Here is a 25,510-nt window from a genome sequence, read left to right on the forward strand (position 1 = left end):
CTGGTGCTTACAGATGCTAAATTTAAAAATAATAATCATGTTATGCATGTTATTAAAAAAATTGTTGCTCCTATTGGAAGAAGAATAGATGAGAGTTCACCTATGGTTGATGCAAGACTACCCAATGGTTCTAGAGTAAATGCTATAATACCACCACTAGCCATTGATGGGCCTTCAATTACTATAAGAAAATTTGCTGAAGATCCTTTTAAAGTAGAAGATTTAATAAATTTTGGAACTCTTAGCTCAAAGATGGCAGAACTGCTTAAATATTGCGTTGAAGGACGTTTAAATATTGTTGTTTCAGGTGGAACTGGTAGTGGGAAAACCACAACTTTAAATGTACTTTCTTCCTTTATACCTGAAACAGAACGTATTGTTACTATTGAGGATGCGGCGGAACTACAACTTTCTCAAATACATGTTGTGAGACTTGAAACAAGGCCCTCTAACATTGAAGGTAAAGGGGAAGTAAGTATAAGAGATTTAGTTAAAAATAGTTTAAGAATGAGACCAGATCGGATAATAATTGGAGAGGTACGTTCAGGAGAAACCTTAGATATGCTTCAAGCTATGAATACCGGTCATGATGGTTCATTAACAACAGGTCACGCAAACTCTCCAAGAGATATGTTATCAAGACTTGAAACTATGGTACTTATGTCTGGAATGAATCTACCTATTAAGGCTATTAGAGATCAAACAGCTTCAGCTATTGATTTAATTATCCAACAGTCAAGACTTATGGATGGTAGTAGAAGAGTAACTCATATAACAGAAGTTCAAGGTATGGAAGGTGAGGTTATAATCCTACAAGATATTTTTAAATTTGAACAAAAGGGATTAGATAATAAAGGAAAGATAAAAGGAGAATATGCATTTACAGGAGTCATGCCAAAATTTCTTGAGAAATTTAAAGAAAGAGGTATTAATCTACCGGGGGGCATCTTTTATTAATAAGTGTAATTCTTTTCATGTATTTAAAATAAAAAGTGGATGTGATGAAAATGATATATATTATAATGTTGCTTGTTTTTTTCTTTGTTTGGACACTGATAATTGGCCTACTAAATATATTCTATAAGGAAAAGCCCATTGAGAAATTAAAATACTATGATAGTGATTATGTAATAAAAGAAAAAATTGAAAAAAGGAAGAAAAGTAAAACAAGTTTTCTGAAAATATTATCAAATCTAATTCCTAATATAAAACTTAGTGAAAATCATGATAAAAAATTAGAGATTGAATTAATGAAAAGTGATAGTCCTATTACTGTAGAAGAACTATTAGTGATAAAAATGATTTCATCAACAGCTTTTGCACTTTTAACATTTGTACTTTCAAAGGATTTTATTATTGTGTTTATTGTGTTCGTTATAGTTTGGAATATACCTATAGTCATCATATCCCGTAGAAAAAAAGAAAGAATTAAGCTCTTTAATGAACAGCTAAATGAAGGTACAATGATTATTTCAAACTCACTTAAAGCAGGTTATTCTTTTTTACAAGCTATATCAGCCGTAGCTGAAGAAACAAAAGACCCTTTCTCTAAAGAATTCAAGAAACTTTTGAAAGAGATGAGTTTAGGCATTGCTGAAGAAATTGCTTTGCAAAATATGCTAAATAGAATGGATTCAGATGATCTTAGACTAATAGTAAATGCTATTTTAATTCAAAAGGACATAGGTGGAAACTTATCAGAAATATTGGATAATATATCAAATACTATAAGAGAAAGACAAAAGATTCAAAATGAAATTAAAACATTGACAGCACAAGGGAGACTAGCCGGAGGCATTGTAATGTCTATTCCATTCTTTTTAGGTTTTATCATTTATTTATTTAATAAAGAATATATGATGCCACTATTTACTACACCAGTTGGTCTAGGAATGATAATAGCAGCATTTTTAAATCAAATATTAGGTTTGATTATGATAAAGAAGATTATAAAAATTGATATATAAAAAAAATACAAAAAATGGTTGAGGTGATAACATTGCTATATATTTTATTATTTATCTGTTTTATAGCTATCTTTATGTTTTCGTATGGAACTATGATTATTCTAAGTAAAAATAAGATAACCGTTGGAACCAGAATAAAGCAAATAAAAAATATTGATACGGATACTAAATTAGATATTGATAAAACATCTTTCTCACAAAGAGCGCTTACACCTTTTTACGAGCGAATAAGTAAATTTTTAATAAAAGCAACGCCAAGGCGCAAAATTGATATACTTAAGAAAAAATTAGAAAAGGCAGGATTATTAAAAAGTAGCACCCCTGAAAATTGGCTATATACTAGAATTATGATTATGCTGATTTTGTCAATATTATTTGGATTATTAATCTATTTAATCACAGTTAGTTTTATTAAATCACTTCTCTTTGCATTGCTTATAATGATACTTATTAGCACCTGCTTTAATTTCTATCTTTCAAAAAAAATAAGTGCAAGAAAGAAAATGATTGTAAAAGAATTACCCTATACACTAGACTTAATAACAGTAAGTGTTGAAGCTGGATTGTCTTTTGATGGTGCTATGTCAAGGGTAATTGCAAATATAAGCGGAGAGTTATGTGATGAGTTTGCAAAAACACTCAAAGAAATACGTATGGGAATACAAAGAAAAGTAGCGCTTAAAAATATGAGTGAAAGGTGTGAAGTAAAGGAACTATCTCTGCTACTAACATCTTTAATTCAAGCTGATGATTTAGGTGTTGGTCTTTCAAATGTGTTAAGAGTTGAGTCAGTAGCCTTACGAGAACATAGAACGCAAATGGCAAGAGAAAAGGCTATGAAAGCGCCTATAAAGATGCTATTTCCACTTATATTTTTTATCTTCCCTTCAATATTCATTGTAATTCTAGGCCCTGCAATTCTTAAAATTATGGACATACTATAGGAGGCAAAAGATGATTAAAAAATCAAAATTTAATGGTGTAACTATACTTGATGTATTAATAGCTGATGAGTTTACTAAAAGACTATTTGGGTATATGTTTAGAAAAACACCTCATCATAACGCTATTCTTTTAAATCCATGTAATAGCATACATACATTTTTTATGAAATTTAATATTGATGTTTTGTTCCTGGATGAGCATATGGAGGTTATTAAAAAAATAGAAAATTTAAGAAAAGGACAAGTTGTAACTAAGGTAAGGGGTGCTAGGGCAGTATTAGAATCTAAAGCTGGCTCATTTAGTAATATTGAAGAGGGATGTAAACTATATTTTTAATTTATTATTTTCAAAGAAATAAATCGTAAACAATGATATAATTGTATTTTGAATTAGATGTTACAATTTACGATTATAACAAAAGAAGGTGGAAATAATGAAGGATAATAAATATTTACCTATTAGTAAAAGTGATATTTTAGATAGAGGTTGGACTGAATTGGATTTTATTTTAGTTACTGGCGATGCATATGTAGATCATCACAGTTTTGGAACGGCAATTATTTCAAGAGTTTTAGAAAATGAAGGATATAAAGTAGGAATAATAGCACAACCTGATTGGAAGGACACTGAAGATTTTAAAAGACTTGGTAGACCAAGACTAGGATTTTTAGTTAATTCTGGTAATATGGATTCTATGGTTAATCATTATACAGTGAGTAAGAAGTTAAGAGAAAAAGATCTGTATTCTCCTGGTTCTAAGATGGGACTTAGACCCGACAGAGCAACTATAGTTTACTGCAATAAAATAAGAGAAGCCTATAAAAATATTCCTATTGTAATTGGTGGCATAGAAGCAAGTCTAAGAAGGTTTGCACACTATGATTATTGGAGTGATAAGGTACGTAAATCTATGTTAATTGATAGTGGAGCCGATTTACTAATATTTGGTATGGGTGAGAAGCAAATCGTTAACGTTGCAAATAAATTAAATGAGGGTATAGATATAAAAGCCATAACACAGGTGCTTGGAACATCTTATGTTACAGAGGATATAGAAAGTATAGGGGACTATGTTGAAATAGCCTCTTATAAAGAAGTTTGCACTGATATGAAAAAATATGCACAGGCTTTTAAAATACAATATGATGAACAAGATCCTATTAGGGGGGGCATTATAGTACAAAAGCATACTAATAAGTATCTAGTTCAAAACAAACCAGAAATGCCACTTACTAGAGAAGAATTAGATGCTGTTTATAATTTGCCATACCAAAAAAATTACCATCCTATTTATGAAAAGCTCGGAGGAATCCCAGCTATAGAAGAAGTTCAGTTTAGTTTAGTTAGTTCAAGAGGGTGTTTTGGTAGCTGTGCTTTCTGTGCTATAACTTTTCATCAAGGTAGAATTGTGCAAAGTAGAAGTGAAAATTCAATAGTTCAAGAAGCAATGGAAATTACAAAACTTAAGGATTTTAAAGGGTATATTCATGATGTAGGAGGTCCTACGGCTAATTTTAGGCAACCTGCATGTGATAAACAATTAAAGGTAGGCGCTTGTAAGGATAAGCAATGTTTGCATCCTAGCCCATGCAAGAACCTAAAGGTTGATCACATGGAATATTTAGGTATCCTCAGAAAGCTTAGAGAATTGCCAAATGTTAAAAAAGTTTTTGTAAGGTCAGGTCTCAGATATGATTATATTATGGCAGACAAAAATGAAACCTTTTTTAATGAACTTATTAAGCACCATGTTAGTGGTCAACTAAAGGTAGCGCCAGAGCATGTTTCTCATAAAGTTTTAAAATTCATGGGAAAACCAGCAGGCAAAACTTATGATAAATTCAGAGAAAAGTTTTATAAGGCAACTGAGAAAATAGAAAAAAAACAATATCTTATACCTTATTTAATGTCTAGTCACCCAGGATGTACAATAAGTTCAGCAGTAGAACTAGCAGAATACCTTAGAGATATTAATTACCAACCGGAACAGGTTCAGGATTTTTATCCAACCCCAGGTACACCTTCAACAACTATGTATTATACGGGACTTGATCCAAATACTCTTCAAGAAGTTTATGTACCTAAAAACAAGCATGAAAAAGCCATGCAAAGGGCATTACTTCAATATAAAGATCCAATGAAATATGATTTAGTGTTATCAGCATTAACCGAGGCCAATAGAGAAGATCTTATTGGTTACGGCCCTAAGTGTTTAATAAAACCAAGAGGAAATAAAAATAATGAACATTCCAGTAACACAAAGGTCAAAGAAAAAGATCTAAAAGGCAAAAATATAAGAAGCAAGACTTCAGATAGACCTATAGATAAAAACTCTAAAAAGAAAAATACTCCCTCCAATACGAATGGCAAAACAAATTTTGGTAGTAGACAAGATAACAAAAACAAGGCGAAAAATAAAAAAAGAAAATAGAAAAACATAATAAAACCTACATCCACAACATGGATGTAGGTTTTATTATGTCTCCAATTTAACTATTTTATTAATAGATTCTTCTTCCACTAGTTCACTTTTACTTAAACCATTTCTAAAATATCTTATTTGCTTATATTTAATTCTGTTCATTTCAAAATCTAAAACATCAATTCTGTCACCTTTATAAATAACGGCTTGTTTACTACCCTTTAAAAATACTTGAACTTCTATAGATTTGTTTATTAGCTGCAAAACAACAACTCCTTCCTTGGTAAATTATTTGATTTATAAATCTAAATTATGAATTTCACATAGGGAATTAACTATTGAAAAAATCAATACTGCTGCCAAATTTGAAGTGACATTGTCCTGATCAAATCTTGGTGAGACTTCTGCTATGTCAAAACTAACCACTTTATTAGACTTTAAGATATACCTCAGGAACTTTAATACTCTTTCTGGGTCAAGTCCTAAAGGTTGCGATGCACTTACACCAGGTGCATATGCTGTTGAAAACACATCGGAACATATGGTTATGTATATTTTATCTTGAGTTTTTATAAACTTATCCAATTTCTCGAATACATTCGAACTATCACTATCTACAATATCTTTTGCTAATATATACTCAGCTCCAAGCTTATCCGCTGTTTTAAATAAATCAATAGTATTACTATGTTTTTGGACTCCAATACATAGATAAGAATACTTTAAATCATCTATTTTGCATACATCCGCTATTTGCCTAAACATAGTTCCAGAGCTCCCACCAGTAGGATAAGGCCTAAGGTCAAAGTGAGCATCAAAATTTATTATACCAATACTCGGCTTATTGCTTTTTTCTTTTAAATAATTCAATATTCCAGTGTAATGCCCAAAAGCTATTTCGTGGCCCCCACCTAAAACAATCGGGAAAAGGTTTAGGTTTAGAATTTTTTCTATTGCGTTAGAAAGTAAATATTGACTTTCTTCTAGTGTTATATTTTCACAATATATGTTGCCTGCATCAAAAAGTTTTACTTCTTCAGAAAATAGGCAAGGAAGATTAGCAAGTTCTCGTCTAATACTTTCTGGTCCATTAGCAGCACCAGATCTGCCATTATTACGTTTAACACCTGCATCGCAACAAAACCCTATAAATGCAAATCCAAGCATACCCTTGAATGGAATTAAATTATTTTCTCGTAAATCAATTATTTTCACCCATTGATGCCATCGAAAGGCATCAAAATTACTCTCACTATCAATTCTTCCTTTCCAAAGTGTTTTATCAGTTGGTTTATAGTTTATATCAAACATTTTGTCCTCCTTGTAGTTATATTAAACAAATCAATTATTACTATTTCAATTATAGTGCCATTATTCGGATTTATCAAGCTGAAAACAGTCATTAATAGATTATAGTTAACCATTTATTTATTAATGAATATAATATAAATAATACTAGTTATAGGTGGTTAAAATGCAAATTGATAGTATTTTAACTAAGGCAAGAATTGGATAAGTTTTTGTTATTAATGATATAATAATGATTACTGGTATCTTTTTATTGAAAATCTAATTAGATTATTTGTAAAAGGAGATAAAAAAATGATTTGTAAAGAATATTTATTAGATGCCAATATAGTTATAAAAGTATGGGATAAATATCCTCGTTTACTTGATGCTATTGAAACTACAGAATATATCGATTTCAAAATATCTCAGGATATAGCTGGAGAGTTGTCTGTAAAAGAGTATATAAAATTTAATAAAGATTTTGTACTATCAACTAAATTCATGAAATTATTAGGTCATATTATAACTAACGCGGGTGCTAGCAATACTCAACAAGTAATAGAAAGCGATTTTATTAAATATGAGCAAAATAAAAATATATATTTTAACAATGGAGATAAAATTTCTATAAATGATTATGGTTTAATAAATCTTTGCGAAAAAAATGAAGACTATACACTTGTAACTGAAGATAAAAGGATGATGAGAAACGCAAAGATCATATTAGATTCTACAAGGGTACTAAATTTCGAACAGTTTTTAGACGAATTAAGACAACTAGATGTATTGCAATAGGACAATAGTATGAGAGGCCGTAATTTTTATAAACTACAGCCTCTTATATTATTTTATATTTTTTTCTAGATACTGTTTAAATCTAAAGTTCCATAGCTTATAAAATCCGAAATCTACTTCGTGCACTACTGATAAAAACTCTTCAATTACACCTAATCTATTCAAACCTTTCATTAAATGTCTAGGGTAAATGACTTTTTTTGAATAATTGTTTTTGGGATCAATGACCATAATAGAAAAGTCTTCCTTCAAGTATAAATCCTTACACCTAATATCTAGTTTATTAAACTTAAGTTTCTTGAATTCACAAATAAGTTTTACTATATTACGAGATATTTGGCTATTGATGCCATGCCTTTTAATATATTTATCTAGGCGCTGTCCACTTGCATAATCTCTTATAATATAGTAAGAACCACGTTCATAAACTTTAGGAAAGTATTTGCTTCCTCTAGTTCTCCTAAGAATATTGTATTCCGTCTCACAAACTTTCTTATTCTTGAAAATTTTAATTACTCTATTGTCGGGCAGTAAGTAAACTATACCATTATGACCTGAACCTAAAAATTGAGATGTTCTAAGTATTTTTTCAACCCGACTATTTAACCTAATATAATAATTTGTATCTTGAATCATATTATCATCTTCTTTACAATTATATAATTATATTATATGATTGAAAATTATAAAATATAAGTTAAGAATATTATAAATCTAACTTATTGTAATGTAATTTGGAGATAACCCTTTGCACTCAAGCTATAATCAGCGTTAAATACTGATAAATTAACACCTAAATCATTTTCATTTCGAATTTCAAGAAGGGTTTTAGTAACTTTTATATTTAAAAGTGTGCCCCTAAACATTATTTTAAAGGAACATGAACTCCAATTCTTCGGAATGAACGGAGCTAAAATGAGTTTATTATCTCTAACTCTGAGTCCACCAAAACCATGGACTATAGCCATCCAACTTCCTGCCATACTAGTTATGTGGCAGCCATCATTTGTGTCGTTGTTATAGTTATCAAGGTCAAGTCTAGAGGCCCTTAAATACATTTCATAAGCTTTATCATGGTCTCCAATTTTAGCTGCTAAAATTGTATGAATGCAAGGGGACAGGGAAGACTCGTGAACTGTTCTAGCCTCGTAAAAATTATAATTTTTTCTAATCGTATCTGAGTCATATTCATCTTCAAATAAATAAATTCCTTGAAGTACATCTGCTTGCTTTATAAAACAAGACCTCAAAACTCTGTCCCATGACCATTTTTGATTTAATGGTAAGTGATTTTTATCTAGGTCCACAACCAATGTCTGCTCTTTATCCATGTAACCGTCTTGTTGAAGGAAAATTCCAAGTTCCTCATCATATGGGTAATACATATTTTGAATAATATTCTTCCAAACAGTTATTTCACCATTTTTTAAATTAATTTTTTCCATTAGTTCACTAAATCTTTCAGGTTCATTTTCACTTAAATAATTTATAACTTCCAGGGTATACTGTAGGGTCCAACAGGCAATTTTATTAGTATACCAGTTATTATTTACATTGTTTTCATATTCGTTAGGTCCAGTAACGCCTAAAATTACAAATTTATTTATATTCTTTGAAAAAGTAGCTCTTTGAGCCCAAAACCTTGATATAGCTGCTAGCACTTCAAAACTAAACTCAGAAAGACAAGATTTATCACCAGTGTAGTTCACATAATTATATATAGCATAAGCTATAGCGCCATTTCTATGTATCTCCTCGAAGGTTATTTCCCATTCGTTATGACATTCTTCTCCATTCATTGTTACCATAGGGTATAGAGCAGCACCATTTGTAAATCCCAACTTTTCTGCATTTTCTATAGCTTTTTGTAAGTGCTTATATCTGTATAATAAGAGATTTTTAGATACCTTTTGATCTGACGTACTTAAGTAAAATGGAATGCAGTAAGCTTCAGTATCCCAGTAAGTGCTTCCTCCATATTTTTCTCCAGTGAAACCTTTTGGGCCTATATTCAGCCTAGGATCTTCACCATTATATGTCTGATTTAGTTGAAATATATTAAATCTAATACCCTGTTGCGCAGACACATCGCCCTCAATAACTATGTCGCTACCTTTCCATTTGTTTTTCCATGCATTGGATTGTTCATTTAATAGCATTTCAAATCCGATTTTTTGAGCGCTTTTTAGATGCTCTTTAGTTATTTCTATTAGCTCTGCGACTTCATAATATCTTGATGAAGTATTTGCAACATATTTATAAATTATAATTTCATCGTTTTTAATACAATTAATTACAGCAGTGTTAGATACATACTTTTCACTTTGGGTTAGTGCTACAATTGGTTTTAATGTTTTACCATTTAACGTTAATTCATAGGACATATATGTGCAGATGTGGAAATCTAATTTTTTAGTCTTTAACAGTAGATATGCTTCATAAGATGTAGTTTCCTTGGCTATCTCATCCCAAAACTTCTCATTATAGTTGGAGTCAGAATTAACAACATCACCATCTAGGTAAGGTGTAATCTCAAATTTGCCACTAAAATTTAATGGTTTTATAGAGTATTTGATGGTTCCTATTTCTCCACGTGTCATACTTACAAATCTTTTGGATTTTACTATAACCTCATTTCCATTTGAAAGTATGGCTACAAAGCTTCTTACAAGATATCCTTCTTTCATATTCAAAACTCTTTCAAAATCTTTTACTATGCACTTAGAAAGGTCCAAAGAAATATCGTTGATTTTAATGCTAATACCTATCCAATTTGTAGAGTTTAATACCTTGGCAAAATATTCTGGATAACCATTTTTCCACCATCCGACTCTTGTTTTGTCAGGATAGTATACACCAGCAATATAATTTCCTTTAAGAGATTTACCACTGTATTCTTCTTCGAAATTTGCTCGTTGTCCCATATAGCCATTGCCTAGGCTGAAAATGCTTTCGGATATTTCATTAGTATCATCGCTAAACCCTTGTTCAATAATATTCCATTCGTCTAATTTATAACAGTGTTCCATTAAAAACCTCCTAGTTATTATACGTAAAAAATAACAAAAGATTTTTTACACTATAATTCTAATTTATCAAAAACAATATCAGTAAAGCCTGAGAAAACTAAATCAGCCTTATTTAAGATATTCTCAGAACCTATACCGATGCAATGCATTCCTGCATTAATGGCAGCTTCTACGCCTGCTTCAGCGTCTTCAAATACAATGCATTGACATGGTAAAACCTTAAGTGCTTCAGCACCCTTTAAAAAAGCTTCAGGATCGGGTTTTGTTTTAGATACTTTTGTGCCATCAATTATTGCATCAAAGTAATTGGTTAAGTTTAGTTTATTAAGAATAAGCATTGAGTTCTTGCTTGCAGAACCTAAAGCCATTTTTATATTGCTATTCTTAATGCTTTTTATAAATGGTATAACACCAGGTAAAATATCATCTGGTGTTAATTTAGTAATATACTCCACATACCAACTGTTCTTTTTTTGTGCTAGATCTAATTTTGTAATATTATCTAATGTGATACATCCTATCTCTAATATAATGTCCAACGATTGCATTCTGCTTACACCTTTTAATCGTTCATTGTCTTCTACAGAAAAATCTATATTAAGTTCATCAGCTAATTTCTTCCATGCCAAATAATGATATTTTGCAGTATCAACCAATACTCCGTCTAGATCAAATATGATTGCTTTAATGTTATTCATAGTTTCCCCCTTAAATTTTATGTGTGATTGATTAAATTGATAATATTTTTAAACAGTACACTACTATAATAATATAAAATTATTCATTTGTGAATGCGTTTGCATAAATTAATATGTATTATTTTTTATCTATGATAATTTCGTATTAATTCTCAAGAAAATCTACCATTTATTATTAATATGGTGTGGTTATTATAAGTATTCATCAATCAAAAATAAAATTGAGTTATATGAACTGTGTATTAGAGATTTTTGTTAGCAAACGGTTGCACTATGATAACTTTAATTATATAATTAAAGTAGAACATTTTAGAAGGTAGGAAGTGAAATTTTCATGGCAATAACAATTAGAGAAGTAGCAAAAAAAGCAAACGTTTCACCCTCAACAGTTTCAAGAGTACTTGCTGACAATCCGAAAATTAGTGATGCAACTAAAAAAATTGTATATAGAGTAATGAAAGAAATGAATTATCACCCAAATGCAATAGCTAGAAGTCTAGTTAGCAAAACGACAAAGACAATAGGACTTATTTTGCCAAATACTAATGAAGATTTATTTGCTAATCCATTTTTCGTTCAAATTATGAGAGGTATAAGTCATTATGCGCAAAAAAAAGGGTATTACATTATGTACACGTACAGTAATAATGAAAGTCAAGAAGTTGAATATATAGCAAGTCTAATCAATAGTGGAAGAGTTGATGGCATTATTTTACCAGTGGTAAGAAAAGATGACAAATGCATAGCTTATTTAAAAGAAGCAGATTACCCCTTCGTAGTAATAGGTAAACCAGTAGATACTGAGGAGACTTTATGGGTTGATAATGATAATTTCCATGCAATGTACAGTGTTGTTAATTACCTTATACAAAACGGTGAGAGAAAAATTGCATTTATAGGGGGTTCACCTACTCTAAATGTAACTATAAATAGATTAGAAGGATATAAAAAAGCTATGGAAAATCTTGGCTTAAAAATAGACGAAAATATGATAGAGTTAACAGATTTTACTGAAACTTGCGGATATGAGGCTATGAAAAAAATATTATGCGTGTCGAGTCCTACAGCTGTTGTTACAACTGATGATTTAATAGCTTTTGGTGCTTCAAAAGCTATTACCGAAACCGCAGACCACCATGTTTCAGTTGTTGGGTTTAATAATACACCACTAGCTGCCTATCGAAACCCTTCAATATCTTCAGTGGATATTAATTCGGAAGAATTAGGTTACTTTGCAGTTAAACTATTAATAAATAAATTAGAAAATGTAAAAGAGGATATCAATAATTATATTATTGACACAAAACTAGTTGAAAGAGAATCAACTAAATAACTCTAGACTTCTAGGGTTATTTTTCAAGTACACTTACATACTATGAATAAAATAGCTATTAATATATTTTATGTTACGCAATAGTTGTTAGAGAACATCAAGATTTTAAGGAGAGATATTTGATAATGAAAATAATATTAGAAGACAAAGAATCAACATATGATGGTAATGATTTAGGCGCAGTTTATACACCTCTTAGTACAACATTTAAGGTTTGGGCACCTACCGTAGAAAGAATAACACTATTAGTTTATGAGAATTATGAAGATGACAAAAGAGAAGAATATGAAATGACAAAAGTAAATAAGGGGATTTGGGAGCTTGTGCTTTTGGGCGATTTTAAAAACAAGTATTATAATTACTTAGTATATAAAGATGGAGAGAAAAAGGAAACACCTGATATCTATACTAAAGGTGCAAACGCTAATGGTAAAAGAGGTATGATTGTAGATTTTTCTTCTTTAAATCCTTATAATTGGGAAAAACATAAAATACCTGTAGGGATTAATAGAACCCAGGCAATAATATATGAAGTCCATGTCAGAGATTTTTCAGTAGACGTAAACTCCGGAATTGAAAATAAAGGCAAGTATTTAGGTTTTACTGAGAAAAACACTAAAACTTCCGAAGGTGTGGTTACAGGACTTGACCACCTTAAAGATTTAGGGATAACTCATGTTCATTTATTGCCTGTTTATGATTTCGCAAGTGTGGATGAAACTAAAGATGGTTATAATTGGGGCTACGATCCTTATTTATATAATGTGTTGGAAGGTTCATATGCTACAGACGCTAGTGATGGCACAGTTAGAATTAGAGAGTTTAAGTCATTGGTCCAAACACTGCATGAAAATGGAATAAGTGTAATTATGGATGTTGTGTATAATCACACTTTTGCTATTGCGAATTCACCAATGGATATCTTGGTGCCCGGATATTATTATAGAAAGGATGATCAAGGTAATTATACTAATGGCTCAGGGTGTGGGAATGAGACTGCCTCTGAGAAAACAATGATGAGAAAATTTATTGTGGATAGTATTAAGTTTTGGGCTGAAGAATATAAAATAGATGGGTTTAGATTTGATCTAATGGCTCTTCATGATATTGATACAATGAAAGAAATTGAAAAGCAGGCAAAAATTATAAACTCTAATATTATCATTTATGGTGAGCCATGGACAGGTGGAACATCAGCATTAGATCCTTCATTACAATTAAGCAAAGGAAGCCAAAGGGGTATGCAGTTATCTGTATTTAATGACAATCTCAGGGATGCACTAAAAGGGGATAATGACGGAACTAGAATTGGTTTTGTAAATGGTGGTTCAGGACTTGAAACAGAAGTTAAAAAGGGGATTGTGGGTAGTATTAATTATAGCAATGATATAGTTAATTTCGCTAAAGAGCCTGGAGAAACGATTAACTACGTAAGTGCCCATGATAATTTGTGCTTATACGATAAAATAGAAAAAAGCAATGAAAATAATACTAAAATTGAAAGGGAAAAAATGAATAGGCTAGCACTCTCCATAATTCTTACATCTCAGGGTGTGCCTTTTATTCAAGGTGGAACTGAAATACTAAGGTCTAAACAGGGAAATCATAATTCCTACAATGCAGGGGACGCTGTTAATGAAATATTATGGAGCAAAAAAGCTGAATGCACAGAAACATATGAATATATTAAAGGGTTAATTTCTTTAAGAAAAAGCCAAAAGGTTATGACTTTAGACTGTGCAGAGGAAGTAAGAAAAGCCTTGATTTTTCTCCAAACACCACTTAATTCGGTAGCTTATGAATTAACATCACCATTTAAAGATGATTATAGTAAATTGATTATAATTCATAATTCTAATAACGAATCCATAAAAGTAGCGCTACCTGATGCAAGCGCGTGGAAAGTTTTGGCAAATGAATATGAAGTTGATAAAAACGGATTAAACAAAGGCTCTATAATTTGCTTTAATGAAGTAATAGTACCATCTATTTCTACCTATATATTATGTAAATGACTAATAAAGAGACTACCTAAGGTCGTATTTTTATATGAAGTTTGGAGGGGCTATAACAAATGATATATTTTCAAATATTTTTCTCTTTTATAATTTTTATTGTAGCTAACATTTATGTTGGTAAAAAAGGATGGCTCTTCGTAAACAGGGTAATTCCTAAAACAAGCATTTATCTATATTGGGCGCTGTTTATTTTTATTGCAATCTCCTTTGTGATAGGTAGAATTTCTAAAAATAAAGTACCTCATTTTTTCGAAAAATCTCTTAATATTATTGGCGCATATTGGATGGCAGCTTTTTTATATTTTCTTATTTTACTAGGAATCATAGATATCCTAAAATTAATATTAGGTATAAAAATGTTTTCATTTATAAACACCAATACTCTACAAAAGGTATATTCTATGTCTAATGTTTTGGCGATTATTATTGTATCCGTTTTGCTAGTGTATGGAACTTACAATGCAACAAATCTTAAAACAACAAAGTATGCATTGAAAATTAACAAGGATGCTGGTAAGTTAAAAAAATTAAACGTTGTAATGCTATCTGATTTACACCTTGGTGATATTGTTGATAAGCAAAGACTTTCAAAAATAGTAAGTAAAATAAATGAATTAAAACCAGATATAGTAATAATAGCTGGCGATATTATTGATGATTATATAAAACCCTTTATTGATCAAGATATGGGCCAAGAATTCAAAAAAATAAAATCCCAATATGGGGTTCACGTGGCTTTTGGTAACCATGAGTATTATGGAGGGTCAATAGATAAGATAGTTTATGAATATGAAAATTCTGCAGGTTTTAATATATTAAGGGATAATAAAGTATTAATAGATAATAGCTTTTACATTGTAGGAAGAGAAGATATCTCATACGAGAGATATTCTAAAACAAAACGAAAAAGTATTGATGATTTACTAATAGGGGCGGATAAGAACTTACCTATTATTGTAATAGATCATCAACCTTCAAAGCTTAGTCAAGGTGAAAAAGCTGGTGTGGATCTTCAATTTTCAGGACATACACACAAAGGCCAATTGCTACCAGCGAATATCATTACTAAGAGGTTATTTGAAAATGATTTTGGTTTACTTACTAAAGGGCCATATAATGTAATTGTTTCGAGTGGAGTTGGGACCTGGGGACCACCTATAAGAATAGGATCATCTTCAGAAATAGTTCAAGTAGAACTGGAATTCAAATAATAATCTTAATATAAATTTTAGTTAGATCCAAATCAATGAAAAGCCTGCAGTTTTTAAATTGCAGGCTTTTGTACTTTATTAAAATTATTATAATAAGTATTGATTTCTTTAGTTTAATAAGAACCTTTAAGGTTCTATCTCAATATAAGCAATCGCTTTTTTATTAAAGAGATATTTTTTACCCATAGTATTTACCTCATGAGGCCTAGAGTTTTCAAAATTATAAAACCAACTTTTAAATGCATCACTTTCTGATTGTTTCAAATCGAGTAGTTCTTTGTCGCCACCAATAAAAGAAATCGTTAACATTATACGCACGCCCTTTCATGTACAGAATATTCTGTTCTTATACTTATTCTATACATGATAGCAATATCCTTTATTTAAAAGTTTATTTAGTAAAAATATTAATAATCTATTAACGTAAAAAAAAGCAACCTACACTAGAATTATAACAGTGATAGATTTGCTTCTTATTTTTAGTCTAGGCATTCTAAACATTCATTGATTACTTCTTCTTCTGTAATTTCAACTAATTCGTCTTTTTTCATATATATACCTCCCTTAATAAGTTTGTGCGGTCGCGAAAAAAAGTCTTTTGCTTTTTTAATACAATATCGTTATATAACAAATCACGTTCTGTTATACGAGTTATCAGTAGGTTAATAAACAAAATTTTAATAGGAATTCATTAAGAAATTTTAGAATGAAAAGGGTGAAAACTTAAGAATTGCAATTCATTTCTTCTCGATTGTTAAGTGTTTTAATGATCCGACATTGCTATGATGTAGCAAATGTTTATGATTTTGTAAATATTTCGCATTACTAAGTAACTTTTTAAGTATACAACATTTCATCTAAAATATCAAGCTTTTTATGTGTAAATAATAAAAAACCCAATTTATCATTAAATATAATGGTAAATTGGTTTTTAATGTTAAAGCATTTATTTTGAAATAATGGCTTGAACTCTTCCGACCTGGCCATCCTCGAGCATAACCTTAATGCCCCTATGATGTACTGCCGAGTTTGTTAATAACCTCTTTACAACGCCTCTAGTTAATTTATCCGTTCTTTGGTCTTTTTTTAATACAACGTCTACTGTAATACCGATAGGTATATTACTTCTTATTTGTCCTTTGCTATCCTTTTGTGTATTCATTAGTTGGTCTCCTTTAAGAAAATTACTTTAAAGTATATTTTATATCTTTAGTAAATATATAAAATAGCCTTATACACAAACAATACTCTAATTGTAACGGTTTTGTCAAAATATATTTAAAATCAATGAGTGAGGATGAATGAATAAAATAAGATTGTATGGTTACTATAGTGTAGAAACTACTTTTTTGAAAGGAGTAATTCTGATGCTACAATCATTTTTATTAATACCGGATAATCTAGTAACTCCAATGATAACCTCTATTGCTATCATAACAGGTACCATTTTAGGTGGTATCTTTAGCTGGTTAATAAATAAAAATTCCACTTTTAAAGCAGTTGAGACGCAAAATAAAATTGAAAGTGCTAAGAAAGAATATGAGGAGCAAAATAAAACCCGTAAGCTAAGTGAGTATGGTGCTATTATTCGGCTAGATATATGTACTACACTATTTCAAAGCATAAGGATGTTAAAAGATTTTGATGTTAATAATAAATGTAATATTTACCCTATACCAATGAATATCAACTATGCTGGAGCTATAGTAGCTTTACAAAAGATATTAGATTTAAAAGAAATGAGCTATATATACCAATTATATGGAATTATAGAAAAACTAAATAATGATACAAAAGGGTACCATTACGAGGAAAAGAACTTCTCATTAATAAAGAATGACTATGAGATGTTTATTAAAAAAATTTTTGGGGATAATTACTTGGATGCTATAGCATTTGATTTAGATAAGTTAACCTATGAAAATTTATATAATAACGATATTATAAAGCAAGGATACAAAAATGTACTGACTAAGTTGGACAATATTGTTAATCATTAAGTTAGTACGAGGTGATAAGGAAACATTATGTTGATTTTTTTAGCTAAGTAAGGTAAACTGACATGTAGAGAAAGCAACAAGTTAAGCTTGAGTGTACAAAATAAAATGTAGAAATTATAAATTAAAACATAAATTCTATAGCATTTAACATTCTTTGATTGGCTGCTAAAGGAGGAAACATTTATGTCAACTAATAATATTGAAATGATGAAAAAAATTATCGAAGAGAAGAATAAGAAGAGTTCTGAGCAGGGTTCTGTTTCAAGACCAGATAAAGTAATTGGTAAGAAAATGAAAGCAGCAAGGAGTACTAAGAAAACAGGCGGTTTATTTGATAGATAGAATTATATGAATAACTATAATGGTAAAAATAAATTAAAAAAGACTTTAGACTTAATCTAAAGTCTTTTTTACTTAGAATAATAAAAAAGGAGTGAGTTAATGGGAAATATAGCAGGAGAAGGGTGTGAAATATTAGTACCACTGAATGAAAGGAAATCAGTAGCTGAAATAGAACGCAGTCTTATTACATACTACAGAAAACCTATTTGGTCAAAATTTATTAAGGCTATAATTGACTATAAGTTAATTTCCGAAGGTGATAAAATTGCTGTAGCTATTTCGGGAGGTAAGGATAGTCTAATAATGGCTAAATTATTTCAAGAGTTACAACTTCACGGTAAAGTTAATTTTGAACTGGAGTATATTGCAATGGATCCTGGTTATCATGCAAATATAAAGGAATTATTAATTGACAATTGTGAACATTTAAATATTCCAGTGAAAATATTTGAATCACGTGTTTTTGATATAATTGATAACATAGCAAAGGATTATCCTTGTTATATGTGTGCGAAAATGCGTCGTGGAGCTTTATATGCAAAGGCAGAGGAGCTAAAATGTAACAAACTTGCACTCGGACATCATTTTAATGATGTAGTAGAAACCACAATGTTAAATATTCTTTACTCAGGGAATTTTAAGACCATGCTTCCCAAATTAAAATCTAAAAATTTTGATGAAATGGAATTGATCAGGCCACTTTATTATATTGAGGAAGAATATATTGAAGATTTTACACGAAACAGTGGTATTTCGCCACTAAACTGCGCTTGCATGGTTGCAGCTAAAAAAATAGGAAATAAACGCAATGAAGTTAAAGATTTAGTCAAAGAGTTAAAGAAGAATTTTAGTGGTGTTGATAAATCTATTTTTAGTGCGGCACAAAATGTTAATATGGATTCTATATTAGGCTGGAAGCAGGATGGAGAAAAACACTCATACTTAGATTTTTATGATAAAGATGAAGATTAATAATTAGCAGTTGAACATTTATTTGTTCTTCTGCTATTTTTTTTATTAAAATTTCTGAAGAATTTTTGAATATATTGTGTATTTTTTTTGTTTCTATGTATATTTTAGAAAAATTTTAGAAATCCTTTAGAAGTGTATGAATTATGAAGTTTAATTATAATTGGTCATTTATAAGGAGGAGCAACGATGAAAAAGAAAACACTAATTTATGGTTTAATTGTATTAGCTATTTTAAGTGGTGTATTTGTAATAAGTGAAAAGAGAAAAAGTAGTAAAATTGCAACAGTAAAAACCTCCGTAGTTAAGGTAGGTGAACTTAAATCATATATATCTACTACCGCAACAGTAAAATCAAAAAATAAAAAAGAATATTATGGTCTTCAAGCTAAAATTAAAAAGGTTAATGTGTCAGTAGGTGACAAAGTTAAAATAGGTGACGTATTAATAGGTTATGAAACTCAGGATTTGGCTTCAACAGTTAGCCAAGCACAAATTCAGTATGATAATGCAATGCTATCAAAACAAGATTTATCTAACCAAAATACTAATATTAAAAATAAAATCTCAGATTTAGATAAAGAAATTAACATTTTAGAAAAAAGTGAAAACCCTACAGATAAAGTAAAGTTAGAAACATCTAAACAGCAAAGGAATGGCTTGTCTACGATTTCAACTGAGAAATTAAAACAATCAGATAATGCTATAAAGTCAGCAGAGATATCATTAACATCGGCAAAGCAAAATGTAGCGAAGAATAAAAGCACAATTGTAGCCACAAACGCTGGAGTGGTAACAAAAGTTAACGCAATTATAGGTTCTGTAGGAAATGGAATGGAAGCAGCTGTAGTAGTTCAAGATTTAGAAAATTTAAAGGCATCAGCATCACTTGGCAAATATGATGCTAATAAGGTTAAAATCGGTCAAAAAGTTAGCATTGAAAATGGAGTTAATGCTTATAGCGGAACTATCTCATTTATAGATCCTGCAGCCAATAAAGCAGTGGGAGTAACTGGAATCGAAATAACATTAGGAGTGGAAATAGACATTTTAGATAAAGCTCCTGATTTAAAGATAGATTTTGATATAGATGTAGATATTTTAGTCGAAGAAGTTGCAAAGGCTATTAAAATTCCTTCTGAGGCGCTAAAGGTAGAAAAAGGCAACAAATATTTAGTATACGTTGTTAAAGAAGATATGGTTTCCGAACTTAAGGTAACAGTAGGAACTCAGTCTGATACTGAAGTCCAAATAACTAAAGGGGTTAAGACTGGTGATAAAGTTATATTAAATCCTTCAACTTCAATTAAAGACGGCATAATTGTAAATGAGACGGTACAGTAAGATAATTATATTTTATTTTCACCAAGTGAATCCAAGGAGGAATATAAATGTTAGAAGTAATGGATCTTACAAAAAAATATATAACTGGAGACGTTGAAATTATAGCCTTAAATAATATTAGCTTAAGGATTGAAAAGGGAGAATTTACAGCGATTATGGGGGCTTCTGGTTCTGGCAAATCTACTTTGATGAATATACTTGGGTGTCTTGATAAAATGAATAGTGGCAAGTACGTTTTAAATGGAAAAGATATTTCAATTCTCAGTAGTGATGAACTTGCCTATATTAGAAATAAGGAAATAGGATTTGTGTTTCAATCATTTAATCTTATTCCAAGGATTAGCTTACTTGATAATGTTCAGCTTCCGATGATGTACGCAGGAATACCTTCTAAGGAAAGAAAGAAAAAAGCACTACAAGCTCTTGAAAAAGTAGGCCTTTCTGATAGAGTAAATCATATGCCAAATGAAATATCTGGTGGACAAAAACAAAGAGCTGCGATAGCGAGAGCAATAGTTAATTCGCCTGCAGTACTAATGGCAGATGAGCCTACAGGAAATCTTGATTCTAAGTCCTCAGAAGATATAATGAAAATATTTAAAGATTTGAATAACGAAGGATCTACAATACTCATGGTAACACATGAAAATGATATTGCAGACCATACAAATAGGATAATAAGGTTTAGAGATGGAGAAATCGTATCAGATTCAACTGTTAACAAACGAATTGTTTTATAATGGGAGTGAGTAAATGAATATATTTGAAAGTGTAAAAACGGCTTTATCAAGTATAAAGGCAAATAAAATGAGAGCTTTCCTTACTATGCTTGGAATAATAATTGGTATAAGTTCAGTTATAACAATAGTATCGCTTGGTAAAGGAGGACAATTAGCTATCACAGGTGAATTTGAAAAATTGGGGGCTTCATCCGTTACAGTTAGTGTAAGTGGAGAAAATGCGCAGTCAACAGATTTTATTACATTAGAAGATGTTAAACAGCTAAAACAAAAAAACGAAAGTATTAAATATGCAAGTCCATCTTTTCAAGTTAGAGGTTCTGTTTTTTCTGAAAACAGTAGTAAAACTGCGTTTATGAGGGGAGGATCACCAGACCTTGCATATATAAATAATACCGAGATTATCTTTGGAAGATATTTTAGTAAAAAGGAATATGAACAAGGAACTGCAGTAGGAATAATTGACGAAGCAGATGCAATTACACTATTTGGTTATTCCGATGTTGTAGGTGAAAGTATTAAAGTAGGTCAGAATACAATAATTAAAAAGATGACTATTGTAGGTGTTGAGAAAGGAATAACCTCTCCTTTTGGAAATGGAGGAAATTCTGGTAAACCGATTATAATAACTTCTCCGGTAACCTTTTTGAGTACGTTACAGTCCAATGAATTTAAAATAAGTTCTATGACTGTTATGGCAGATTCACAAGATAATAGCGAATCTGTTGGAAATGGTACAATAAACATGTTAGAATCAAGGCACAATAACAGAGGAAAAGAAATATATTCAGCAGATAATGCGCTCGCAGTTCTCGAGCAAATTAACAGCGTTCTTGGAATATTTACAGCATTCATAAGTGCTGTTGCGGCTATATCGTTACTGGTTGGTGGAATCGGCGTAATGAACATAATGCTTGTATCGGTTACAGAAAGAACAAGGGAGATAGGAATAAGAAAAGCAGTAGGAGCAACAACTAAAATAATATTAATGCAGTTTTTGATTGAATCAGTTATTTTGTCCTCAATAGGAGGTATAATCGGAATGATACTCGGAATTGTTGGTGCAGAGATAATTGGTAGTTTTGCTGGGATAACACCCGTTGTATCTTTAACTGCAGTAGTAGGATCTATTTTGTTTTCTTCAGCAGTAGGTGTTTTCTTTGGGATATACCCCGCTAAGAAAGCAGCAGAATTAGATCCAATTGATGCGCTTAGATATGAATAAAATAGTGCCAGCGGCACTATTTTATTTTGCTTCAAATTCTTCTATCATAAATTTATCAAAGTGAATTTCGTCTATAAAATTATTTTCATCAAAACTAGTTTTATGTCTTTTATTATATTCATTGATATTAGATTTTAGCCAGTAAGGTGTTGAAATATCAAATTTGTAACACAATTCTGTTATACATATTTTTAAATTTTCTTGATAACTATCTTGGTCTTCAGACATTGCAACTTCGTCCATTATCATTCTATTATCATTCATTAATTTGCCCCAAATTTTTAACATTTTTAACCTCCTTGCTTGTATTCAATCTTAGATAAGAGCCATGAACTTTTATTAGTCATAAGTCTATCATAAAACATAGTTAAAGTCATGCAATATATTTGAACTTTGATTATTTTCTTTCAATATTGCATATACTCAATTCTATGTACAATTCTATAACATAGGAGGAATAAATAGCATGGTAAATTTAGCTCTAATTCATTATGTGTACCTTATAATAATTGTAATAATTATAGTGATAATCGCACTTAAAAAAGATGTTATACTTCCGTGTATTTTAGGAATTGGAGTAATAGGGTATATTTTTACTGGTAATATTTTAAGTGCTATTCAGATTATATATAAAGCAATAGTGGTATCTGGGAAGGAATTTATTGAAGTGGTTGTAGTTATTGCACTCGTTAATGCAATGTCTAGTGCACTCACAGATATAGGCGCTGATGAGATAATTATAAAACCAATGAAGAAATTAATGATAAATAAAACTATGTCTTTTTTTGTGCTAGGCATTACCATGACTATAATTTCATGGTTTATTTGGCCAACACCTGCAGTTGTGTTTATAGGAGCATTAATGGTTCCTGCAGCAGTTAAGTCTGGGTTGCCACGTGTATGGGCTGCAGTAGTATTATGTATATTTGGCAAGGGTGTAGCCTTATCGAGTGATTTCGTTCTACAAGCAGCACCATCAATAACTGCTAAGGCTGCAAATTTGGATAGTCCGCTAGGAATTATTAAAGCGAGTATTCCGTTTTGGGGTGTAATGAGTTTAGTTACTATTACTACAGCCTTTATACTTATGAAAAAAGACAAGAGCAAAGCTATTAGTTTTGATACAGATATAACTGAACCTAAAGAATTAGTGCAGAATACATTAATAGGAGCAAAAATAATGGCGGTAACTGCTCCATTAGTCTTAATAATAGATATCATATTCATAAAAAAAATAGGCCTTCAAGGCTTAGAATCTACGGCTTTAATAGGTGGAACATCAGCATTAATAATGATAATTTCATCTATAATTCGTTCTGGTATTAAAAATTCCCTAGGAGACGTTACTGAATATATTAAAAGTGGGTTTACTTTTGGTATAAATATATTTGCACCAATTATAATTATCGGGGCTTTCTTTTTTTTAGGAAGTGAAGGTCCAGCAATAGAGATATTTGGTCCAGGGGCTAGTGGGATTTTAAGCGATATAGGATTATATGCGGCTAGTAACGTGCCCTTATCCAAATACTCCGTCATAGGTATCCAAACATCAGTAAGTGCTCTTCTTGGTCTTAGTGGTTCAGGTTTTGCAGGTCTTCCTATAGTCGGAACATTAGCTCACACATTCTCAAATGCTATTGATATAGATAAGGAGGCTATTGCGGCCTTTGGTCAAATAATTACTGTTTGGATAGGGGGAGGAACCATAATACCTTGGAGCGTGGTTGCAGCAGCTGGTGTATGTAAGGTTGAACCTTTTGAAGTAGCCAGGAAGAATATTATACCTGTTACCTGTGGTATAATTGCTACAGTGATACTAGCTATGATAATATTATAGTCTAATCATTTTTAAAAAATATACTAATCTATTTTAAGGAGAGTTAAAAGAAATGAACATTCAATGCTTTGGAAAGAAAAAGTGCTTTGATACGCAAAAAACCGAAAGATTTTTTAAAGAGAGAAAAATAAAATATCAATTTATTGATTTAAAAATTAAAGGCTTAAGTAAGGGTGAGCTAAAAAGTGTAAAAAATGCAGTGGGTATAAATAAACTAATTAACACAAAGGTAAAGGATTATAAAAAATTAAATTTGGATCAAATAAGAGGAGAGGAAACTAAAGAAGAGATTTTACTTGAAAATCCACAAGTGTTGAATACGCCTATAGTACGTAATGGAAAAGAGGCAACAGTGGGATATGCACCAGAAATATGGACAAACTGGGAATAGAACACAAATAAAAAAGTATTCCAGGAGATAACAATAATTCATCTTCTAGAATACTACACTAATTTATGGGTTAATTAGACTTGATGTTTTTAAGCATTGGTAATAATTTCTTAGCTAAAATTATGGTTATTACAGCTTTTACAATATCACCAGGGATAAATGGTAAACAAGCGTACTTAAGCGCTCCATAAAAATTTATACTTTTTCCTAAATAACTTGTAAATATAAAGTAAAAGTATGGAACTCCAATGAGATATATTACAAAACTGCCCAAAGCCACAGAGTATATTATTGTAGATAGAGACTTGTTTTTTTCTGTTAGTTTACCTATTACATAAGCTGCTGCGATAAAACCTATTACAAATCCAAAAGAAGGGCTTACTACAGAAGTTAGGCCACCAGTTCCACCAGCAAAAATGGGTAAGCCAACTAAACCTAAAATAACATATATAATTTGAGATAGAGCGCCGAGCTTTGCACCTAATATAAGTCCAGATAAAACGACAAAAATAGTTTGAAGCGTTATGGGAACTGGCCCTAGAGGTATAGCAATAAAACCGCCTATCGCTGTTAGTGCTGTAAATAAAGAAGTAATTGTTAGATCTCGTGTAGATATTTTCAAAATATATTCCCCCTAAAAAATTATAACTTGTACAATTCCATTATGCATCTAGTTGAATTCACTTTAATTATCATTGTAAACTTAATTTATTATTTGGTTTACAATAATATAGCACGATTTATTTTTAAAGTCAAACAAAATAGAGTATAACAATAGTTTATGCTTTTCTTGAAATATTTAACAGGAGGTTTTAAATTGTCTTTAACTAATTTCTTTAAGTTCGTTGAAATTCAAACAAAATTAGCTAGTATGATACCATTTATAGTTGGAACTCTTTATTCTTTATACCGATATAAAAGCTTTAATTTAAAGAATTTTATTATAATGGGTGT

General features: G+C 30.6%; 26 protein-coding genes. 17 read left to right on the plus strand and 9 right to left on the minus strand.

Features of this window, described 5'->3' with window-relative positions:
* From ACJAX4_RS09790 to ACJAX4_RS09810, 5 genes are all read left to right on the plus strand, one after another.
* Positions 1-957 (plus strand): CpaF family protein (locus ACJAX4_RS09790; RefSeq protein WP_435789277.1); only part of this gene is annotated, 957 nt, incomplete at its 5' end.
* Between the two features lie 50 nt (positions 958-1,007).
* Positions 1,008-1,967, plus strand: coding sequence for a type II secretion system F family protein (locus ACJAX4_RS09795; protein ID WP_435789278.1), 960 nt, complete (start codon positions 1,008-1,010; stop codon positions 1,965-1,967).
* Between the two features lie 32 nt (positions 1,968-1,999).
* Positions 2,000-2,911, plus strand: coding sequence for a type II secretion system F family protein (locus tag ACJAX4_RS09800; protein ID WP_435789279.1), 912 nt, complete (start codon positions 2,000-2,002; stop codon positions 2,909-2,911).
* 10 nt (positions 2,912-2,921) lie between these two features.
* A complete protein-coding gene (locus ACJAX4_RS09805; protein ID WP_435789280.1) occupies positions 2,922-3,248 on the plus strand; it encodes a DUF192 domain-containing protein in 327 nt (108 codons plus the stop codon).
* Positions 3,249-3,345: 97 nt separating this feature from the next.
* Positions 3,346-5,343 carry a YgiQ family radical SAM protein gene (locus ACJAX4_RS09810; RefSeq protein ID WP_435789281.1) on the plus strand — a complete coding sequence of 666 codons (1,998 nt, stop codon included), beginning with the start codon at positions 3,346-3,348 and terminating at the stop codon, positions 5,341-5,343.
* 45 nt (positions 5,344-5,388) lie between these two features.
* On the opposite strand, the gene ACJAX4_RS09815 is transcribed toward ACJAX4_RS09810, so the two are convergent.
* The gene (locus ACJAX4_RS09815; RefSeq protein WP_435789301.1) at positions 5,389-5,577 is read right to left on the minus strand and encodes a hypothetical protein; all 189 of its coding nucleotides are present in this window, start codon (positions 5,575-5,577) and stop codon (positions 5,389-5,391) included.
* Between the two features lie 54 nt (positions 5,578-5,631).
* Positions 5,632-6,645: a formimidoylglutamase gene (hutG, locus tag ACJAX4_RS09820; protein ID WP_435789282.1), complete on the minus strand. Its 1,014-nt coding sequence runs from the start codon at positions 6,643-6,645 to the stop codon at positions 5,632-5,634.
* A gap of 291 nt (positions 6,646-6,936) precedes the next feature.
* On the opposite strand from hutG, the gene ACJAX4_RS09825 reads away from it, so the two are divergent.
* Entirely contained in the window at positions 6,937-7,419 is a 483-nt protein-coding gene (locus ACJAX4_RS09825; RefSeq protein WP_435789283.1) for a hypothetical protein, read from the plus strand.
* Positions 7,420-7,467: 48 nt separating this feature from the next.
* Here the strand turns inward: ACJAX4_RS09825 and ACJAX4_RS09830 are convergent, their stop codons facing one another.
* The 3 genes from ACJAX4_RS09830 to pgmB form a co-directional block, all read right to left on the minus strand.
* Positions 7,468-8,052 (minus strand): protein kinase, encoded by a 585-nt coding sequence (locus ACJAX4_RS09830; RefSeq protein WP_435789302.1) that lies wholly within the window; start codon positions 8,050-8,052, stop codon positions 7,468-7,470.
* Positions 8,053-8,138: 86 nt separating this feature from the next.
* Positions 8,139-10,448, minus strand: a complete 2,310-nt coding sequence (locus tag ACJAX4_RS09835) for a family 65 glycosyl hydrolase domain-containing protein (protein WP_435789284.1) — start codon at positions 10,446-10,448, stop codon at positions 8,139-8,141.
* 50 nt (positions 10,449-10,498) lie between these two features.
* The gene (gene pgmB, locus ACJAX4_RS09840) at positions 10,499-11,146 is read right to left on the minus strand and encodes a beta-phosphoglucomutase (protein WP_435789285.1); all 648 of its coding nucleotides are present in this window, start codon (positions 11,144-11,146) and stop codon (positions 10,499-10,501) included.
* A 334-nt stretch (positions 11,147-11,480) separates the two neighbouring features.
* Between pgmB and ACJAX4_RS09845 the strand changes: the two genes are divergently transcribed.
* The 3 genes from ACJAX4_RS09845 to ACJAX4_RS09855 all read left to right on the plus strand — a co-directional run bounded on the left by ACJAX4_RS09845 (position 11,481) and on the right by ACJAX4_RS09855 (position 15,708).
* Positions 11,481-12,479 carry a LacI family DNA-binding transcriptional regulator gene (locus ACJAX4_RS09845; RefSeq protein ID WP_435789286.1) on the plus strand — a complete coding sequence of 333 codons (999 nt, stop codon included), beginning with the start codon at positions 11,481-11,483 and terminating at the stop codon, positions 12,477-12,479.
* 125 nt (positions 12,480-12,604) lie between these two features.
* The gene (pulA, locus tag ACJAX4_RS09850) at positions 12,605-14,494 is read left to right on the plus strand and encodes a type I pullulanase (protein WP_435789287.1); all 1,890 of its coding nucleotides are present in this window, start codon (positions 12,605-12,607) and stop codon (positions 14,492-14,494) included.
* A 59-nt stretch (positions 14,495-14,553) separates the two neighbouring features.
* The gene (locus ACJAX4_RS09855) at positions 14,554-15,708 is read left to right on the plus strand and encodes a metallophosphoesterase (protein ID WP_435789288.1); all 1,155 of its coding nucleotides are present in this window, start codon (positions 14,554-14,556) and stop codon (positions 15,706-15,708) included.
* A gap of 126 nt (positions 15,709-15,834) precedes the next feature.
* On the opposite strand, the gene ACJAX4_RS09860 is transcribed toward ACJAX4_RS09855, so the two are convergent.
* Together ACJAX4_RS09860 and ACJAX4_RS09865 are read right to left on the minus strand one after the other, a co-directional pair.
* Positions 15,835-16,017, minus strand: coding sequence for a hypothetical protein (locus tag ACJAX4_RS09860; RefSeq protein WP_435789289.1), 183 nt, complete (start codon positions 16,015-16,017; stop codon positions 15,835-15,837).
* Between the two features lie 637 nt (positions 16,018-16,654).
* Positions 16,655-16,870: a YwbE family protein gene (locus ACJAX4_RS09865; RefSeq protein ID WP_435789290.1), complete on the minus strand. Its 216-nt coding sequence runs from the start codon at positions 16,868-16,870 to the stop codon at positions 16,655-16,657.
* A 139-nt stretch (positions 16,871-17,009) separates the two neighbouring features.
* On the opposite strand from ACJAX4_RS09865, the gene ACJAX4_RS09870 reads away from it, so the two are divergent.
* From ACJAX4_RS09870 to ACJAX4_RS09895, 6 genes are all read left to right on the plus strand, one after another.
* A complete protein-coding gene (locus ACJAX4_RS09870) occupies positions 17,010-17,708 on the plus strand; it encodes a hypothetical protein (protein WP_435789291.1) in 699 nt (232 codons plus the stop codon).
* Between the two features lie 183 nt (positions 17,709-17,891).
* Positions 17,892-18,050 carry a hypothetical protein gene (locus ACJAX4_RS09875; RefSeq protein ID WP_435789292.1) on the plus strand — a complete coding sequence of 53 codons (159 nt, stop codon included), beginning with the start codon at positions 17,892-17,894 and terminating at the stop codon, positions 18,048-18,050.
* A 99-nt stretch (positions 18,051-18,149) separates the two neighbouring features.
* Positions 18,150-19,022, plus strand: coding sequence for a tRNA 2-thiocytidine biosynthesis TtcA family protein (locus ACJAX4_RS09880; RefSeq protein ID WP_435789293.1), 873 nt, complete (start codon positions 18,150-18,152; stop codon positions 19,020-19,022).
* A gap of 186 nt (positions 19,023-19,208) precedes the next feature.
* Positions 19,209-20,363 (plus strand): efflux RND transporter periplasmic adaptor subunit, encoded by a 1,155-nt coding sequence (locus ACJAX4_RS09885; protein WP_435789294.1) that lies wholly within the window; start codon positions 19,209-19,211, stop codon positions 20,361-20,363.
* 47 nt (positions 20,364-20,410) lie between these two features.
* Entirely contained in the window at positions 20,411-21,103 is a 693-nt protein-coding gene (locus ACJAX4_RS09890) for an ABC transporter ATP-binding protein (RefSeq protein ID WP_435789295.1), read from the plus strand.
* Between the two features lie 13 nt (positions 21,104-21,116).
* A complete protein-coding gene (locus tag ACJAX4_RS09895) occupies positions 21,117-22,328 on the plus strand; it encodes an ABC transporter permease (RefSeq protein WP_435789296.1) in 1,212 nt (403 codons plus the stop codon).
* Between the two features lie 21 nt (positions 22,329-22,349).
* On the opposite strand, the gene ACJAX4_RS09900 is transcribed toward ACJAX4_RS09895, so the two are convergent.
* Positions 22,350-22,616 (minus strand): hypothetical protein, encoded by a 267-nt coding sequence (locus ACJAX4_RS09900; RefSeq protein WP_435789297.1) that lies wholly within the window; start codon positions 22,614-22,616, stop codon positions 22,350-22,352.
* Positions 22,617-22,794: 178 nt separating this feature from the next.
* On the opposite strand from ACJAX4_RS09900, the gene ACJAX4_RS09905 reads away from it, so the two are divergent.
* Together ACJAX4_RS09905 and ACJAX4_RS09910 are read left to right on the plus strand one after the other, a co-directional pair.
* Complete coding sequence (locus ACJAX4_RS09905; RefSeq protein ID WP_435789298.1) at positions 22,795-24,165, plus strand: hypothetical protein; 1,371 nt, start codon at positions 22,795-22,797, stop codon at positions 24,163-24,165.
* A 52-nt stretch (positions 24,166-24,217) separates the two neighbouring features.
* Complete coding sequence (locus tag ACJAX4_RS09910; protein ID WP_435789299.1) at positions 24,218-24,556, plus strand: arsenate reductase family protein; 339 nt, start codon at positions 24,218-24,220, stop codon at positions 24,554-24,556.
* Between the two features lie 70 nt (positions 24,557-24,626).
* Here ACJAX4_RS09910 and ACJAX4_RS09915 read toward each other — a convergent pair whose 3' ends face one another.
* Entirely contained in the window at positions 24,627-25,178 is a 552-nt protein-coding gene (locus tag ACJAX4_RS09915) for a biotin transporter BioY (protein ID WP_435789300.1), read from the minus strand.
* Positions 25,179-25,510: the final 332 nt, after the last annotated feature.

The organism is Clostridium sp., assembly GCF_051278035.1.
Taxonomy (GTDB): Bacteria; Bacillota; Clostridia; order Clostridiales; family Clostridiaceae; genus Clostridium_AD.